Annotated in this window: 23 protein-coding genes and 1 tRNA gene; 14 read left to right on the top strand and 10 right to left on the bottom strand. The window is 36.9% G+C overall.

Going from position 1 to position 14411, the window contains the following annotated elements; all coding sequences use genetic code 11:
* Nucleotides 1–31 precede the first annotated feature (31 nt).
* From HYU07_05935 to HYU07_05920, 4 genes are all read left to right on the top strand, one after another.
* Nucleotides 32–418 (top strand): hypothetical protein, encoded by a 387-nt coding sequence (locus HYU07_05935; protein ID MBI2129750.1) that lies wholly within the window; start codon nucleotides 32–34, stop codon nucleotides 416–418.
* 322 nt (nucleotides 419–740) lie between these two features.
* A complete protein-coding gene (ftsZ, locus tag HYU07_05930; GenBank protein MBI2129749.1) occupies nucleotides 741–1808 on the top strand; it encodes a cell division protein FtsZ in 1068 nt (355 codons plus the stop codon).
* Between the two features lie 177 nt (nucleotides 1809–1985).
* Entirely contained in the window at nucleotides 1986–3104 is a 1119-nt protein-coding gene (mtnA, locus tag HYU07_05925; protein ID MBI2129748.1) for an S-methyl-5-thioribose-1-phosphate isomerase, read from the top strand.
* A 30-nt stretch (nucleotides 3105–3134) separates the two neighbouring features.
* Nucleotides 3135–3344 (top strand): type II toxin-antitoxin system HicB family antitoxin, encoded by a 210-nt coding sequence (locus HYU07_05920; protein ID MBI2129747.1) that lies wholly within the window; start codon nucleotides 3135–3137, stop codon nucleotides 3342–3344.
* A 58-nt stretch (nucleotides 3345–3402) separates the two neighbouring features.
* Here HYU07_05920 and HYU07_05915 read toward each other — a convergent pair whose 3' ends face one another.
* From HYU07_05915 to HYU07_05885, 7 genes are all read right to left on the bottom strand, one after another.
* On the bottom strand, nucleotides 3403–3783 hold the full coding sequence (locus HYU07_05915; protein MBI2129746.1) for a ferritin: 381 nt from the start codon (nucleotides 3781–3783) through the stop codon (nucleotides 3403–3405).
* A 169-nt stretch (nucleotides 3784–3952) separates the two neighbouring features.
* Entirely contained in the window at nucleotides 3953–4525 is a 573-nt protein-coding gene (locus HYU07_05910; GenBank protein ID MBI2129745.1) for a rubrerythrin family protein, read from the bottom strand.
* A 13-nt stretch (nucleotides 4526–4538) separates the two neighbouring features.
* Nucleotides 4539–5033, bottom strand: a complete 495-nt coding sequence (locus HYU07_05905; GenBank protein ID MBI2129744.1) for a hypothetical protein — start codon at nucleotides 5031–5033, stop codon at nucleotides 4539–4541.
* Nucleotides 5034–5072: 39 nt separating this feature from the next.
* A complete protein-coding gene (locus HYU07_05900; protein ID MBI2129743.1) occupies nucleotides 5073–5696 on the bottom strand; it encodes a restriction endonuclease in 624 nt (207 codons plus the stop codon).
* Between the two features lie 47 nt (nucleotides 5697–5743).
* Nucleotides 5744–5971 carry a hypothetical protein gene (locus HYU07_05895; protein ID MBI2129742.1) on the bottom strand — a complete coding sequence of 76 codons (228 nt, stop codon included), beginning with the start codon at nucleotides 5969–5971 and terminating at the stop codon, nucleotides 5744–5746.
* Between the two features lie 12 nt (nucleotides 5972–5983).
* Nucleotides 5984–6256: a transcriptional regulator gene (locus HYU07_05890; protein MBI2129741.1), complete on the bottom strand. Its 273-nt coding sequence runs from the start codon at nucleotides 6254–6256 to the stop codon at nucleotides 5984–5986.
* Nucleotides 6253–6930: a hypothetical protein gene (locus HYU07_05885; GenBank protein MBI2129740.1), complete on the bottom strand. Its 678-nt coding sequence runs from the start codon at nucleotides 6928–6930 to the stop codon at nucleotides 6253–6255. The genes HYU07_05890 and HYU07_05885 overlap by 4 nt, the downstream gene beginning before the upstream one ends.
* Nucleotides 6931–7200: 270 nt before the next feature.
* Between HYU07_05885 and HYU07_05880 the strand changes: the two genes are divergently transcribed.
* The 4 genes from HYU07_05880 (at nucleotide 7201) to HYU07_05865 (ending at nucleotide 8336) form a co-directional block, all read left to right on the top strand.
* Entirely contained in the window at nucleotides 7201–7338 is a 138-nt protein-coding gene (locus HYU07_05880; GenBank protein ID MBI2129739.1) for a hypothetical protein, read from the top strand.
* 133 nt (nucleotides 7339–7471) lie between these two features.
* Complete coding sequence (locus HYU07_05875; GenBank protein MBI2129738.1) at nucleotides 7472–7768, top strand: hypothetical protein; 297 nt, start codon at nucleotides 7472–7474, stop codon at nucleotides 7766–7768.
* 59 nt (nucleotides 7769–7827) lie between these two features.
* Nucleotides 7828–8094 (top strand): AbrB/MazE/SpoVT family DNA-binding domain-containing protein, encoded by a 267-nt coding sequence (locus HYU07_05870; GenBank protein MBI2129737.1) that lies wholly within the window; start codon nucleotides 7828–7830, stop codon nucleotides 8092–8094.
* On the top strand, nucleotides 8088–8336 hold the full coding sequence (locus HYU07_05865) for a type II toxin-antitoxin system RelE/ParE family toxin (protein MBI2129736.1): 249 nt from the start codon (nucleotides 8088–8090) through the stop codon (nucleotides 8334–8336). The genes HYU07_05870 and HYU07_05865 overlap by 7 nt, the downstream gene beginning before the upstream one ends.
* A gap of 2 nt (nucleotides 8337–8338) precedes the next feature.
* Here HYU07_05865 and HYU07_05860 read toward each other — a convergent pair whose 3' ends face one another.
* Entirely contained in the window at nucleotides 8339–10417 is a 2079-nt protein-coding gene (locus tag HYU07_05860) for a diphthine--ammonia ligase (GenBank protein ID MBI2129735.1), read from the bottom strand.
* A 93-nt stretch (nucleotides 10418–10510) separates the two neighbouring features.
* Here HYU07_05860 and HYU07_05855 point away from each other — a divergent pair, with 93 nt between their 5' ends.
* Both HYU07_05855 and dph5 read left to right on the top strand, forming a co-directional pair.
* Nucleotides 10511–10867: a hypothetical protein gene (locus tag HYU07_05855; protein ID MBI2129734.1), complete on the top strand. Its 357-nt coding sequence runs from the start codon at nucleotides 10511–10513 to the stop codon at nucleotides 10865–10867.
* Nucleotides 10868–10947: 80 nt separating this feature from the next.
* Entirely contained in the window at nucleotides 10948–11679 is a 732-nt protein-coding gene (gene dph5, locus HYU07_05850; protein ID MBI2129733.1) for a diphthine synthase, read from the top strand.
* Here the strand turns inward: dph5 and HYU07_05845 are convergent.
* Nucleotides 11676–11948, bottom strand: a complete 273-nt coding sequence (locus tag HYU07_05845; protein ID MBI2129732.1) for a hypothetical protein — start codon at nucleotides 11946–11948, stop codon at nucleotides 11676–11678. The two genes, dph5 and HYU07_05845, sit on opposite strands and share 4 nt — an antisense overlap.
* An 88-nt stretch (nucleotides 11949–12036) precedes the next feature.
* On the opposite strand from HYU07_05845, the gene HYU07_05840 reads away from it, so the two are divergent.
* The 3 genes from HYU07_05840 to HYU07_05830 all read left to right on the top strand — a co-directional run bounded on the left by HYU07_05840 (nucleotide 12037) and on the right by HYU07_05830 (nucleotide 12978).
* Nucleotides 12037–12109: transfer RNA gene (locus tag HYU07_05840), tRNA-Gln, on the top strand.
* 104 nt (nucleotides 12110–12213) lie between these two features.
* Nucleotides 12214–12426: a hypothetical protein gene (locus tag HYU07_05835; protein ID MBI2129731.1), complete on the top strand. Its 213-nt coding sequence runs from the start codon at nucleotides 12214–12216 to the stop codon at nucleotides 12424–12426.
* 84 nt (nucleotides 12427–12510) lie between these two features.
* A complete protein-coding gene (locus HYU07_05830) occupies nucleotides 12511–12978 on the top strand; it encodes a hypothetical protein (GenBank protein ID MBI2129730.1) in 468 nt (155 codons plus the stop codon).
* Between the two features lie 5 nt (nucleotides 12979–12983).
* Here the strand turns inward: HYU07_05830 and HYU07_05825 are convergent, their stop codons facing one another.
* The gene (locus HYU07_05825; protein ID MBI2129729.1) at nucleotides 12984–13721 is read right to left on the bottom strand and encodes a 50S ribosome-binding GTPase; all 738 of its coding nucleotides are present in this window, start codon (nucleotides 13719–13721) and stop codon (nucleotides 12984–12986) included.
* 100 nt (nucleotides 13722–13821) lie between these two features.
* On the opposite strand from HYU07_05825, the gene HYU07_05820 reads away from it, so the two are divergent.
* Nucleotides 13822–14184, top strand: coding sequence for a hypothetical protein (locus HYU07_05820; GenBank protein ID MBI2129728.1), 363 nt, complete (start codon nucleotides 13822–13824; stop codon nucleotides 14182–14184).
* Nucleotides 14185–14411 lie beyond the last annotated feature (227 nt).

Here is a 14411-nt window from a genome sequence, read left to right as displayed (position 1 = left end):
TAAAGTGCCTGTTGCATCGTGCTTCAGGATCATGAAGCATTTACTAGGCCTTAATATTATAAAAGAAGTGAGAGTGAGCAGGTTCAAGCTATACCAATTGAATGAAAATGACGACACAAAATTCATTGAAGGCTTTATAAAAATTGAGAAGCATGTTTTGGATTTATTCGTCGATGAAATGAAGAAAATAGAAGGCATCAGATCAGTTATTCTGCATGGCGAAGACAGAAAAGACAAGGCGAACATTCTATTAATAGGAACGAATATAAATTCAGACGGGATAAAGGCGATCTGCACTAATATCAAGGAAAAATATAGTTTCACAATAACATACTTGATATTAACTCCTGAGCAATATGCCCAGATGAGCGATATGAATTTATTCCCTCGTGAAAAGAAGATAATTTATTCAAGGTAGCTTCTTGTTTTTTATATGAAAAGCAGGATTTTGATTGTTGTAATGCAAAATATATTTTTTACTTTAGAAATCTTTAAATATAAGTTTATACAGAAGTATAAAAATTAACTCAGTTTATTGGCGTAAACTAGTTATGGTGTAACTTTTCTCGACGATAACGGACGATTTAACACTCGAAACGCTTTTTGGCATACATTTGTTGGCGCAAATGTAAAAACGTTTTCTAAGGAGGATCAAGAACGAACTAAAATATAAATATTTCGTAATTGGAATATTTATATTGCAGTATATAAAAACAAAAAGGGGGTTAAAAATGGGAGCAATGGATTTTATTGTGGAAGGAGCAAAAGCAGCTTCTCTAGGGTACACGGACGTAGAAGTAGGGCAAGCGAACATAAAGGTAATAGGTGTTGGCGGAGCGGGCAACAATATGGTTTCCTGGCTTTACAAGAAGGGAATCAAGGGAGCGGAGATAATAGCATGCAACACAGACAAGCAGCATTTGGATATCAGTGAATCTGACAGAAAATTCCTGCTTGGCAGAGATGTAACAAGAGGGCTTGGATGCGGCGGATTTCCTGAAAAAGGAGCCGAAGCAGCGCAGGAAAGCCTAAGCACACTAAAAGAATCATTGAAAGGTTCTGACATGGTTTTTGTATGCGGAGGAATGGGCGGTGGAACAGGAACAGGAGCATGCCCTGTGGTTGCGCAGGTTGCAAAAGACACTGGCGCAATTGTTATCGGAACAGTTACAATGCCTTTCAAGATTGAAAGGGCAAGAGTTGACAAAGCAGAATTTGGGCTGCAGCAATTAAGGCAGGTATCAGACACAGTTATTGTTATTGACAACAACAGGCTGGTTCAGATTGCAGGCAACTTGCCAATACAGCAGGCATTTGCAGTGGCAAATGAATTGATTTCAACAATGATCAAAGGAATAGTTGAGACAATAGCAATCCCTTCGCTTGTTAACCTGGATTATGCAGATGTAAAGGCAATAATGCAGAATGGCGGAGTAGCTGTAATCGGAGTAGGCGCATCTGATACAAACAGCAGAGTGGATGAAGCAGTCAAGGGAGCACTGTCAAACCCATTGCTTGACATCAACTATGAGGGCGCAACAGGCGCATTGATACACATCTCCGGCGGCTCTGATATGACTTTGGAAGAAGTAAACAGGATTGGAGAATTGGTAACTGAAAGCCTTGATGAAGATGCAAATGTGATCTGGGGAGCAAGAGTCAGCGAAAGCATGAAAGGAAAAGTAACAGTGATGACAATAATAACCGGCGTCAAATCGCCATGGGTGCTTGGCAGGGTTGATCACAGGCAGAAAGCTGCTCAGGCAAAGCAGATGTCAGAAGAGCTGGGAATAGAGATCATAAACTAAAGACAAAAGGCAAGTTTTTGTCTTTTTTTATTTCACGCTCACTTTATGTGAGAACTTCTTGCCTTCATCTTTATACCACCCCCAACAATATAAACGATGAAGGCAAATTTTTTAATTTTGAATTTTGGATAAATTTATTAATAGAATGTTTTTTCTCTCTATTTTAGAGGGGGTATCATGAATGTAGATGGCAGGCATTATCGCACTATCTGGGTGAAAGAAAGAGATGAAAAGACAATACAGATAATTGACCAAAGGAGCCTTCCGCACAAATTCATTGTTGAGGATTTAACTTCTGCAGATGACGCGGCCAGAGCAATAAAGGATATGCATGTCAGAGGCGCAGGTTTAATTGGAGCTGCTGCCGGGTATGGCATGTATCTTGCAGCTTTAGAATCTCCAAAAGATAACTTTGATAATTCTTTATTTAATGCGGGAGAGAAGCTTAAGGCAACAAGGCCAACCGCAGTAAATCTAGCATGGGCTGTTGAAAGGCAATTAGCCAATATTAAAAAAGCAGACTCAGTTGGTGATAAGATCAATATTGCGCTTAAGGTTGCGAATGAAATTGCAGATGAAGATGCAGAATATTGCAGAAGGATAGGTGAGCATGGCTTAAAAATAATTGAGGAAATAAGCAGGAGAAAAGCTGTGGCGAATATACTCACACATTGCAATGCAGGATGGCTGGCTTTTGTTGATTATGGATCTGCAACAGCCCCAATATACGCGGCTTTTGAGAAAAAAATACCTATTCACATTTATGTTGATGAGACAAGGCCCTGGAATCAGGGAGCAAAACTGACTGCATGGGAGCTTGGGCAGCAAGGGGTTTTGCATGAGATAATTGCAGACAATACAGGCGGTCATTTGATGCAGCACGGCTTGGTTGACATGGTTATTGTAGGTGCTGACAGGGTAACAAGAACAGGGGATGTTGCTAACAAGATAGGAACTTATCTTAAGGCAGTTGCTGCTAAGGATAACAATGTGCCGTTTTATGTTGCCTTGCCATCTTCAACATTTGACTGGAAAATGCGCGATGGAGTTAAAGAAATTCCAATAGAAGAAAGAGGCTCTGAAGAAGTCAAGTTTATTTCAGGATTAAGTGAAGATGGAAAAATTACAAAAGTGTTGCTAACACCAAAGCATAGCCGTGCAAAGAATTATGCCTTTGATGTGACGCCTGCAAGATTGATAACCGGATTGATTACTGAAAGAGGAATTTGCACTCCGGATGAAGAGGGCATATTAAGGCTTTATCCCGAGCATAAAAATCAAAAAATCTGTAGATAGATTTATAAATAAGGAAGCCTATCTAATAATATGGTCAAAAAATACACAGTCATAATAGAAAAGGATGAAGAAGGGTGGCTGGTTTCTGAGGTAGTTGAATTGCCTGGCTGCCATACGCAAGCTAAAAGCATGGATCGGCTTTTAGATAGAACGAAAGAAGCAATTAAAGCATATTTAGCAGCAGACCAAAAATTCGAACTTTCTGAACAATTTGTGGGTGTGCAACAGTTAGAGGTGTAGTTCTTTGACAAAACTGCCTAAACTCACAGGCAAAGAAGTAGTGAAAATTGATCAGCTTTCATTTCAGCCTTTCTTCAGCAAGCTTTAGATGATCGTTCTCTACCTGAACTAAAGCGCCAAATATCTTTCTTACAAATGCATTTTCTGATTCTTTTACTGCTTCCCTATAAAATTTAATTGCCATCTCTTCCCTGTTATGGCTTTCTTCTAAATTGGTTATATTTGATTCGGAACATTGGCCTTTTCCAAGATTAATTTTATCTAATTTTAATATTTTCCTCCAAATAGAAACATGCTCTGCTTCAACCCCGCCTAAAGCCCTAAATAATGGCTTATCTTCTTCATTGTCAGTTTTCTCTGCAGCGCAGAAATAAAATTCTGAATTCGAAATTTCAAGCTCCAATGCTTTCCCTGCATTTGCTTTTTCTTTTTCATTCAATTCAACATTAAAATCAACTTTTGCGTCTTTTGCTTCCTTAACAAAGCCTTTATGCGCGCCGCAGAAGGGGATATTTCTGGCTCATCAGCTATGAACGAATCCCCGCAAATTTCACATCGCCATAGCTTTACCATCTTCTTTTATTTTCCTCAAAACATCCCTTGACAATTCAATAATTCTCAGCCAGGATCTCGTAAAACGATCTTGGATGTTTGCATGCAGGACATTCCTTTGGGGCTTCCTTACCTTCAAAAATATAGCCGCAGTTCCTGCAGTGCCACTTCACAGATGAGCTTTTCCTGAAAACTTCCTTGCCTGCAACATTGCTGATCAGCTTCCTGTACCTTGCATCATGGAATTTCTCGACTTCTATGATCTCCTCAAAAGAACTTGCTATTTCCGAGAATCCCTCTTCCCTAGCGATCTTTGCAAAGTTAGGATAAATAGTTCCCCATTCCATCCTTTCGCCATCTGCAGCTGCCACAAGATTCTGCTTTGTATCCTTTATTGCTCCTGCAGGGTAGGCTGCTGTGATCTCAACTGATCCGCCTTCAAGATACTTGAAGAAAACCTTTGCATGCTCTTTTTCATTGTCAGCTGTTTCTGCGAATATTGCTGAGATCTGCTCAAATCCCTCTTTTCTCGCAGCAGAAGAAAAATAAGTGTATCGGTTTCTTGCCTGTGATTCTCCGGCAAATGCCTTTAAAAGATTCTGCTCTGTTTTTGTTCCCTTAAGATTCATTCTCACCACCTCTTTATTTGTTTATTGCCGCTATTATGATTCCTCCGATTAAATATGCAATAAGCCCTTCAATTGCCCAGCTTATAATTAATGCCAGAGGCAGGCTTATCAGCAGATAAAGCGAGAGTGCTGAGGGTATGCCTGCTGCTAAAAATAATAAAACTCCATATAGCGCCCCTTTCTTAAAGGCATTTCCTGTAAAACAGCAGCTTACAATTACATAAACTATTGACAGCAGAATGCCTGTTATTATGCTGAATCCAATTGCATAGGCGTAGAACTCCCAGCCTGGCGGAGCAGCAGTTGGCATCATTATCTTGCTCCATATTGCAAAGTAATTCGTATCAGTATAATAGCTCATTGTTAAAAATGCGCCTGTTGTGTGGACTATCTGCGCGATTACTGCAAATAAAATTCCGCTTAATAAGATCTTCCAGAAACTCATCTTTATTGGCTTGCAGACAGACTTTGAATTGCCATTATTGTTTTGCTTTGCTATTTTGACCACCCCGCTAGTTAAATTAATTATGAGAAAAATACTTTGGTTTTAATAAAGCTTTCGTTTATTTTTAACCAAGGAAATGACACCTATTATTAGAGGTATTATGCCAATAATAATTGGTAATGTCAAGATACCCAAAACAATCAAGATTATTGCACCAACATTTCCTTTAGTTCCCGAATAATTCGTTTCTAAGGATCTTAGAATATATCTTTGTTTTTCTTTATTGGTTTCAATTTCTTTGACTTTTTTTCTTAAGTTTTTAAAGTCAGACTCATCAAAGAAAACAATGCCTTTTCTTTTGCAATACTGCCTGTACTGTTTAAGTGTTTCTTCGCTTTCTGTCTTGTCGCATTTATCGCGCTCCAAATGAACAAAAAAACACGCTTTTGAATATTCTCCCTCCAAATCAGATAATTTTCCCATGAAAGCATCGATTAGTTCTTTCTTAAAATTATCCGCGCTTACGTTTTTACATTCTATGAAAATGGGCTTATCAAGATTTTTTGATCCGACTACAATATCTATTTGATGTTTTATATCTCCTTTATCAAAAAACCCAGTATTTACATCTACATCAAAACCTGCCAATTCAAATAACTGGCCTACATATTTCTCATATAACTTTCCTTCGGGTACTTTTTTAATATCTGGTTTTTGTTCTACCATTTACAAATAGTTTATTCTTCTCCTTTTTAATCTCAAGTTGAACAGCATCATTTATCTTTGCCTTTTTTCCCGTTCATCTTCGGCTGAAAAGCTGCAAGGTAGATTATCGGCAGTATTCCGATCGTGTTGAAAATGAAGATGCAGATGAACCATGCAAGATGGTTGTTTTTAGCTGCTTTCCACATTCCAATGCCTTTCATTACAGCATCAAATAGGGTTAATATCAAGAATATCATTGCCACTATAAACAATCCATCAAAACCAGTTGTTACCATTTTGATTACCTTTTACAATCCAAACGAATCAGTGAACTCTTTGATCTTCTTGAACTCGAATATGTACTTCAGGCCTTCCTCTGTTATGATATATTTCTTGTCCTTGCCCTCGAACATTTCCTCAACCATTTTTTTAGCCATTAATTCTCCAAGGTATTCCATCATCTTCTTATGGGAAAGGTTTGATTTGTACAGAAGATGAGTTGGCTTTATCTTGCCGCCTTTCTGCTGGATAGAAGTAAGAATGTCGTGGATTATCTCGATCTTTGTTCTTCTGGCGCTCATTTTCTGAACCCGGGTATTAAAATTGTAAGCAGCAAGATTAAAAATGCAAGGCTCTGTATGAACTCGGCAGCAACATAAAGCTTGTCATAGAGCAATACGAAAGAGAAAACAGGGTGGCTGATAAGCATGAGGAAGAAAGAGCTGAGAACAAGGGCTGAGCTAAGCTTCCTGTTTTTTAAATAATTCTTAAAATAATAATAAGCCAGCGGAAGCAGAATAACAAAAAGCGTGGCGTGGAATATGAGGTATGAGTCGCGAGCCAATATTGAAACAAATACAAGGTACATCAAAAGAAGCATTACAACTCTGCTTCTCACTTTGAAATTGACAATAAATAAAAGAAGGAATGCAAGCAGCATTACGAATCTTGCAATGAAGAATCCGCTTGACTGGATCCATTCAAAATAATAAATGTTGTATGTTGTCAAGGTTGCTGCGCCGATTGTCTGAAGCTGCTGCTCTCCTGAATAAACTATTATGCTTGAGATTATCTTCAGGAAAAAGGCAGCCGCAACAAGGAAAAAGGCCAAAGCAAAATGGAAGTATTTTCTCTGCGATGTGTACTTGAAAACCCTGTAGCTGAAGAAAGCCACCAATAATGTGCTGATTAAGGCGAATAATTCGAATAAAAAGTTAATGCCCTGAAACCACTCCAAACTGAATACCAAAGCCATCAATATTGCTTGAGAATTGCCCTTTATAAAGTTTGCGTATTTTTGTTCTTTACCAGCCTTTCATAATGTATTTATAAACCCCTCATCATATTATAGTATAGGCGTTCAGAACACCTCCGTGTATGAATCACCTAAAGCTATCAGAAAGGAGGAGCAACAGAGCGTTGTTCTTTCTTATGCTTCTCCTTTCTAACCCACTTTATTGAATGGATAAATAAAGACATTCTAAAAATAAACATTTAAATAGGTGTAGGCATTATATTAAATCTAATGAGTGGATTAAAAATGGCAAAATCAGAGAATTCAAGCGATAAAATACGATTTGAAATAGTCGCAGAAGAGCTAGAACGATTCAAAAAGCTTATAAAAGGTCATGAGAAAATACTTGCGGCCATAGGCGAACTCTAAACAATTTACCTGAAAGGGGGCAAGAAAATCCTTATTAGAGCTTGGAGAAGAACTAAAGATACATCCAAAAGTCATAAAATACAGAATAAACAATCTGCTCAAAAAGAAAATAATCCTCGGATTTAATGTAAAGTTGAACCACAGGGAATTGGGCTACACGCATCATAAGGTTTTCCTGAATTTGACAAACATATCGAAAGAGGACATCTCAAAACTAATATATTACTTGAAATCGCTAAACAGCACCATTTACATTACTAAAGCAGTAGGCATTGCAGAGCTTGAGTTCGAGGTTATGGTCAAGTCAAATGAAGAATTCCATGACATTATGAGAGAATCGAGGTATAAATTTTCAGATTTGATAAAAAACTATTCTTCTTTTATAATCTACTACGAGCCTTATATCAATTATCTGCCTTTGAAGAAATAATAAAATAAAAACCGAAAAGTTTATATATCATGTAAGATTAATCTTACTAGGTGATATAAATGGACATTGCCATAACAAGAATGAGCTCGAAAGGTCAGATCGTAATACCTGCTGAGATGAGGGAAGGCATTAACGAAGGAGAAAAGATGGTCATTATAAAAAACAACCACCAGTTTATTATGGAAAAAGCAAGCGATCTGGATAAAAATCTTGAAGAGGATCTGGAATTTGCCAGAAGAACGGAAGAAGCTTGGAAGAGATATGAAAGGGGAGAATTTATAGAGATGGACTTTGACGATTTCTTAAAAGAAGTAGAAAAATGGTAAGTGCTACATTTCATCCTTATTTTAAGGAGATTTTTTCTAAGATTAAGGATAGGTCATTAAAAGAGAAGATAATAAAGCAATTTTCAAAAATCAGAGAGAATCCTGAAGTGGGCAAACCAATGCAATATGACAGAAAAGGCACTAGAGAGGTTTATGTGCATCCTTTTAGGCTGTCTTATTTATACATAAAAGAAGAAAATAAAGTGCTTTTCTTGGATTTGTACCACAAAGACGAACAATAGGCTTATTTTCCAACTAATTCAGCTTTCTTTATTATAAGCTTTGCAGTATTCCTGCTTTCTTCTTTTATTTCAGAGTCAATGATCTCTATTTTTTTATTGAAAATCGGGCCGTCAACAACAAAGCTCTCGTATTCTCCGCCTTCTCCTGCAATGTTCATCTTGTTTTTTTCGCTTATTTTTTTCAATTTATCTACAAATTCATCGTCAACTATTCTGCCGAGGAAGCTTTTGTCCAAGCCATCAGCAGCAACAGACGCCAATATGAACTTAAATCCTGCATTCAGTATTTCTCTCAGCTCTGTTTCCTGGCTGATGTGCCATAATGGAGAGAATATTTTTAATCCAAGATCATCGCAGATTTTTTCAATTCTATCTCTTTGATAAGCTGAATAAAGCGCGCCTGTTACAACGCCTTCTATTTTGTGCTCTTTTTTTGCAATATCTAATGCATTTTTTAAATCTTTTAATTCTTCTTCTTTTTCGCCTTTTGTTCCAAATTCAACCAAAGGAATTCCCATTGACTCAGCCTGCAGCCTGACTAAATCAACAGAAGGCGTGTGGAACATGAATGAATCAGGATTCTTGCTTTTTATTGTTATTATACACCCAATTTTGTAATTTTGTTTAAGCATAACATACATGGCATAGATGCTGTCCTTTCCAGAGCTCACTAATGCGCCTAGCTTTAAGTTATGTCCCGGGTAGAATTGCCTCAGATAATCTGATTTTAATCCGAATTTATTTCTTCTTGCGAGCTTTTCAATTGCCTTGTGGAAATTTGAGCCGTACTGGGCTGCTTTCTTTTTTCTTTCGTAAATTTCTCTTTTCAATCCGAGATCCTTCGCAGCCAGCCTTAGAACGTATTTTTCCTGGTTATTTTTTATTTTGTATTCTCCAGGTATTTTTAAACAATAGCTGACTACTTTTTTATCCAGAAAAGGCAGCCTAAGCTCAAGGTTGTTGGACATTGTTATCACATCGTCCCTGTAAAGGTCCCTTTCATAGAGCTTTAAAATACCTGACAGGCATTCCTTGTTGATGTTTGCTGAATCCTTATGCCTTTTATAGCCTGCAAAGATTTCTTCTGATCCCAAGCCAGAGAAAACAACCCTGCAGCCGTCTTTTCCTGCCTGTCTGCACGCTTCAAAAAAAGTCAATGCAACGCCGACTTTAACAACATTTGAATCCTCGATCAACGGGACTATTTTTTTCAGGTATTTTTCAACATCATCCAATTTTATTTTCACAACATTCAATTTTAAGCCAAGGGCATCTGCAGCATATTTTGCAGCAATTAAGTCATGCGGCTGCTTCATCTCATTGTCTTCCAATACTGATGTGTAGCAATTGAACTCTTTACCGAGCTTTTTTAAAATGCAGGCTATGACTGCAGAATCAAGGCCGCCTGAAAATAATAAGCCGAACTTTGTTTCAGGGATTCTTTTTTCAACTGCATCAATCAAAAGGCTTTTTACATTGTTTTTTATTGTTTCTATCTTGTCTTTTATTTCCGGCTCTATCCTGAAAAAATCACTGTTTATGGGCTGAATGCTGTTTTCTTTTATATTGTATTTCAATATCTGCCTAGGGTTTAATTCAACAATATCCAAATAGCCTAATCTTTCAAGCGCTTTCTTTTCAGATGCGAATGCAAATCCACCTGTATTTGAGAACCATACCGGCTTTTCCCCAATTATATCCCTTGCAAGAAAAACATTGTTTCCTGCCCAATAAAAAAAGGCATAAACGCCGTCAAGCTCTTCAAGAATATCTTTTATATTTTCAATACCCCTTTTTTCCAGCAGCTTAAAAATAAGATCCGAGTCATTTTTTGCGTTTAAACTGTATTTTTTGTTCAATTCTTTCCAGTTATAAATCTCGCAGTTAGAGCCAAAAATTCCTTTGCCTATTAAAGGCTGCTTTACAAATCCGACAATGGAGTGAAGAAGATGGCCGACACAGCCGTTATCTTTAACATAAATGCCTTTTGCATCTTTGCCCCTGTTCTTCAAAACAAGCATGCCTTTACTTACAAGATCTTCTGCATTCTTCCTTCCGAACACTCCGATAATGCCGCACATAACTATTGAATATTGCCGTGCTGTTTTTATTTATTGCGGTTTTAAAGCAAATAAAAGGAATATTTATAAATTCAAGTTTTACACCAACGGAGCATGAAGATTGACGAACTGTCTTTGAATGAAGTGTTGCTTTTGGCAGAAGAGGCAACTGATTGGGAAAAACTTCCCACCGTGCATTGTTCGCAGAGCAGCATTAATATGGCAAACACAGTTGTACTTGATCACGAATTGACTGTAAAAGCATACACATGTAAAAGTTCCGGCATGCAAACCAAAATTTCTTATGAACGCAGGATTAATTATGCCAATTCCTTTTTTGCTGTAAGAAAGGCAGTTTCTCATCATAAGTTCGGCATATCTATATTTAGTGGAACTGCTCTTGTTAAAGAATTTACCGATTCTAAGATCATGAGGCTTTACAAGTTGATTGAGAGGAATTATGAGAAATAGGAAAATAAGTTATGAAAAAAACACTACAACGCATATATTTTTTCCAATAAGTTTAAAAAATAGCTGAGAATAATAACGATATGGCATTATACTTTATCGGATTAGGGCTGAATGACGAGAAAGACGTGTCAGTCAAAGGGCTGGAGATAATCAAGAAAGCAGATTTTGTTTACTTGGAGAGCTACACTATTTTGGAAAAGTATTATGGCAAGAAAATAACCCCTGCAACCAGAGAAATGGTTGAAAAAACACCGGATGATATATTAGCTAATGCAAAGACTAAAACTGCTGCATTTCTTGTTGTGGGAGATCCGTTTGCAGCGACAACTCATATTGATTTGTATTTGAGGGCAAAAAAAGAGAATATAAAATGCCATGTTGTTCACAATGCATCAGCTATTGCAGCAATAGGAGTTACCGGATTGCAGTTGTATAAATTCGGGAAAACAACAAGCATTCCGTTTGGCAATGAAAATGTTGAATCGCCTTATGATGTCCTGAAAGGGAACAGGTCAATAAATGCGCATACTTTATTTCTGCTTGACCTGAAGCCTGATGAGAATAAGTTCATGACAATTAATGATGCAATACGATATCTGCTCAAAGTCGAGCTGAGAAGGAATGAGAAGGTTTTCAGTGAAAAGAGTTTGTGTGTAGGATGCGTTAAGCTCGGCAGCCTGGATCAGGAAATAAAATCAGGAACTGCGAAAGAGCTCATGAATTACAAGTTTAAGGAAGGGCTGCAATGCCTGATTGTTCCCTCTAAGATGCATTTTATGGAAGAAGAAATGATTAAATTATATTGGCTCTAATTACAAAAATGCTTTCTGACCCTGACCAAGCTTATTTCTATTAAATGGCCGCCATATTCAACACAGTACTCGTATTTACCCTTATATGGCTTTAAAAAATCTAATAGTGTTCTTTTGGTAAGTGAATAAAAATGGTAAAGCTGATTTCTTATATCTACTTTATGCTGTTCTTCGGTTATTTTACCGGGGAATTCATTTATCATTATATCTTCTAATTCTCTGCTTGTTGTTACTAAATCCACAATTTCACTTGTTCCTCCCCCGACCATTCAAGAGGGAATTATTCTGTTATTTATAATCTTTTTCATTCTGCAAAACAACAACATTTTTAAACAAAATTGATTTCTTTCAGCTTAGAGCCCCGTAGTGTAGCGGTCAATCATTCGGCCCTTTGGAGGCTGAGACGGCGGTTCGAATCCGCCCGGGGCTACTAATTTTTCGGGATATATACATCTTTCGGAAACCGAACTATATTTCCCTTTATAAATAAATTTATAAAGAAGCAGTATCTATCTGATTATACTGGGTATAAAAATGGCTTTTGAAAAAGAAATAGAAAATATGGTGGGTCTTGCTAAGTATATCCTTATAGGCATGGTTCTTATTGTATTGATTGCTCTAGTAGCTAAAAGCCTTACAGAGACACTTATTGGTGCTGGATTAGGTTGGGTCGGTGCAGTTATCGGAGGTATAGCTACAGCAGCGATATACTTTTTTAATAAGGATATCAAGAAAAAGCTTAAATGATTTTCTTTTAGGAAACCGAACTATCTATCCACTTAGCTTTTCCTCATAAACATTTATAAACATAAAGACATTATTCCTTATACTATGTATAACAAAGAGATTAATGAAAAATTAGGTCAAATTAGAGGAACTATTCTTTCAGATTCGGTTGTAATTGAGTCTGCTCTTTCTTGGAATCTAAGAACATATTTTTTCCCTAAAACTAATCAACAAGCATCAGATTTTCTTTATCATATCCTAGAAACACCTTACTTTAGTTTTGACAAAAAGATTTCATTATATGAACAAATTCCTTACTTCAAAAAATTGAAGAGATATGCAAAAACAAAAGAAGCTTTAAGATTTATACAGCAAGTAAGAAATGCTGTGGCTCATTGGGAACTTGATGAAAAGACGAGTAATAAGAATGAAATAGTTCTTGTGAATATTACTTCATTTAAGATAATAAAAATAAATTCTAAGTTGATTGAGAAGTTTAAAGAACATGAAAAGTTTCTTTTAAAAATCTTTGGTTGGGAACAAACCCTTAGAGAAAAATATGGAAGAAAATAAAAACTTTAAATCCTTATCTCTGCTTTCATAATCCTCATCAGAATCCTTTTTGAAATTCTGTTGATGTCTGGCTTATTGCCTTTGATAACTGAATTTGATTTCAGTGCGATCTCTTCAAGTGTTTTTTCTTTGTCATCACTAACAGCAACGCCGTAAGCATACTCAATCAGGCCAGGCCTTTCTTTCATGATATCCATTACAACAAGGGACGGGTCTTCAGAATTAACAAAAGATTTTGCTCCCATAAGCGCATGCTTTGTCGGGTCTTTCTCTGAGAAAGGGATTACGCCCGGGGCGTCGATAAGCATGATCTTTCCCGCGCGGACAAGCTGCAGGCCCCTTGTAATGCCTGGCATGGAGCCTGTAATCGCTGCTTTTGCGCCTTTCAGCATATTGATGATTGAGCTTTTTCCGACATTCGGATAGCCTATTACGCCAACTTTAGGGTCAGCCATGTTATTGCTTTCCCTGATTATTAATCTTTTTAAAATAGTCATTCCGTAATGCTTTTTAGCGGAAACAAAGGCAGATGGCTTCAGCGCCTTCATTTGATTTTCAATGACATCCTTATCAACAAGGTCGCATTTGTTTGCAACATAGATGAGCTTTTTTCCGTATGACTTTATCTTGTTCTCAGTCTTAAGGTTTCTGCTTTCGGAAACATACCTTGCATCCAATATCTCCAGAACTATGTCTGACTTCCTGATTACATCATCTGTTGCTTTCGAAAAACCTTTTTTCATCTCATTAACTCAGAATGAATGCATTGGCTTATTTAAAGCTATTTATAAGGAAAAGATAAATTTAAATATAAATGATGCTTGATTGTGATAAAGGGGGTTTATGGCGCTAACAAAAAAACAGCAATTCATTTTGTATTCTCTTGGCAGCTGGTATCTTGAGGCGAATAAGAAGCTGAAAGAGCAGCCATTGGAGATTGCGATTTCCAAAGCTGTTTTTATTGACCTGATCAAGAAAGCCCACATCACAGAAAGGGATGAAAGGACATTGTACAAGCATCTTGAAACTCTGGAAAAGAAGAAGATCATCAGCTACAAAAACAAGAACCTTTCATTGACAGCAAGAGGCAGAAAGCTGTTTGAAGAAATAAATAAGGAACTGCTGCCTTTCACAACAATTCTTGAAATTCTTAAAGCGAAAGATCCGCTGAGCTACAGCAGAAAAGCGCAGACGATATTCAAATAAAATTTTTTTAATCTTATTTACAAATCTTAGAGTAGAATGAATTAGCGGCAATTATAGTTATCTGTTTTAATTCTGGATTTTCAAGCCACGCAGAATCATCATTATTGAAGTCTCGCGAGTTGTCGGTAATAAATTCAACTTGGCTTTTATTTTGGTAGATGTAAAACATTAGTTCAGAGATTATATGAGTATCTTCCCTGTCTATCACTAATACATGATCTTCAATA

The sequence above is a fragment of the Candidatus Woesearchaeota archaeon genome (genome assembly GCA_016180285.1).
GTDB lineage: Archaea > Nanobdellota > Nanobdellia > Woesearchaeales > JACPBO01 > JACPBO01.
Note: the sequence above shows the minus strand (reverse complement) of the source record. Positions and strands in the feature narration are given on the sequence as shown.

Bases quoted from the DNA above. Each gene is read 5' to 3' on its own strand.
- HYU07_05935 (MBI2129750.1), top strand. From the start codon at position 32: ATGAAGCATTTACTAGGCCTTAATATTATAAAAGAAGTGAGAGTGAGC.
- ftsZ (MBI2129749.1), top strand. From the start codon at position 741: ATGGATTTTATTGTGGAAGGAGCAAAAGCAGCTTCTCTAGGGTACACG.
- mtnA (MBI2129748.1), top strand. From the start codon at position 1,986: ATGAATGTAGATGGCAGGCATTATCGCACTATCTGGGTGAAAGAAAGA.
- HYU07_05920 (MBI2129747.1), top strand. From the start codon at position 3,135: ATGGTCAAAAAATACACAGTCATAATAGAAAAGGATGAAGAAGGGTGG.
- HYU07_05910 (MBI2129745.1), bottom strand. From the start codon at position 4,525: ATGAATCTTAAGGGAACAAAAACAGAGCAGAATCTTTTAAAGGCATTT.
- HYU07_05900 (MBI2129743.1), bottom strand. From the start codon at position 5,696: ATGGTAGAACAAAAACCAGATATTAAAAAAGTACCCGAAGGAAAGTTA.
- HYU07_05895 (MBI2129742.1), bottom strand. From the start codon at position 5,971: ATGGTAACAACTGGTTTTGATGGATTGTTTATAGTGGCAATGATATTC.
- HYU07_05890 (MBI2129741.1), bottom strand. From the start codon at position 6,256: ATGAGCGCCAGAAGAACAAAGATCGAGATAATCCACGACATTCTTACT.
- HYU07_05885 (MBI2129740.1), bottom strand. From the start codon at position 6,930: ATGGCTTTGGTATTCAGTTTGGAGTGGTTTCAGGGCATTAACTTTTTA.
- HYU07_05880 (MBI2129739.1), top strand. From the start codon at position 7,201: ATGAGTGGATTAAAAATGGCAAAATCAGAGAATTCAAGCGATAAAATA.
- HYU07_05870 (MBI2129737.1), top strand. From the start codon at position 7,828: ATGGACATTGCCATAACAAGAATGAGCTCGAAAGGTCAGATCGTAATA.
- HYU07_05865 (MBI2129736.1), top strand. From the start codon at position 8,088: ATGGTAAGTGCTACATTTCATCCTTATTTTAAGGAGATTTTTTCTAAG.
- HYU07_05860 (MBI2129735.1), bottom strand. From the start codon at position 10,417: ATGTGCGGCATTATCGGAGTGTTCGGAAGGAAGAATGCAGAAGATCTT.
- HYU07_05855 (MBI2129734.1), top strand. From the start codon at position 10,511: ATGAAGATTGACGAACTGTCTTTGAATGAAGTGTTGCTTTTGGCAGAA.
- dph5 (MBI2129733.1), top strand. From the start codon at position 10,948: ATGGCATTATACTTTATCGGATTAGGGCTGAATGACGAGAAAGACGTG.
- HYU07_05845 (MBI2129732.1), bottom strand. From the start codon at position 11,948: ATGGTCGGGGGAGGAACAAGTGAAATTGTGGATTTAGTAACAACAAGC.
- HYU07_05835 (MBI2129731.1), top strand. From the start codon at position 12,214: ATGGCTTTTGAAAAAGAAATAGAAAATATGGTGGGTCTTGCTAAGTAT.
- HYU07_05830 (MBI2129730.1), top strand. From the start codon at position 12,511: ATGTATAACAAAGAGATTAATGAAAAATTAGGTCAAATTAGAGGAACT.
- HYU07_05825 (MBI2129729.1), bottom strand. From the start codon at position 13,721: ATGAAAAAAGGTTTTTCGAAAGCAACAGATGATGTAATCAGGAAGTCA.
- HYU07_05820 (MBI2129728.1), top strand. From the start codon at position 13,822: ATGGCGCTAACAAAAAAACAGCAATTCATTTTGTATTCTCTTGGCAGC.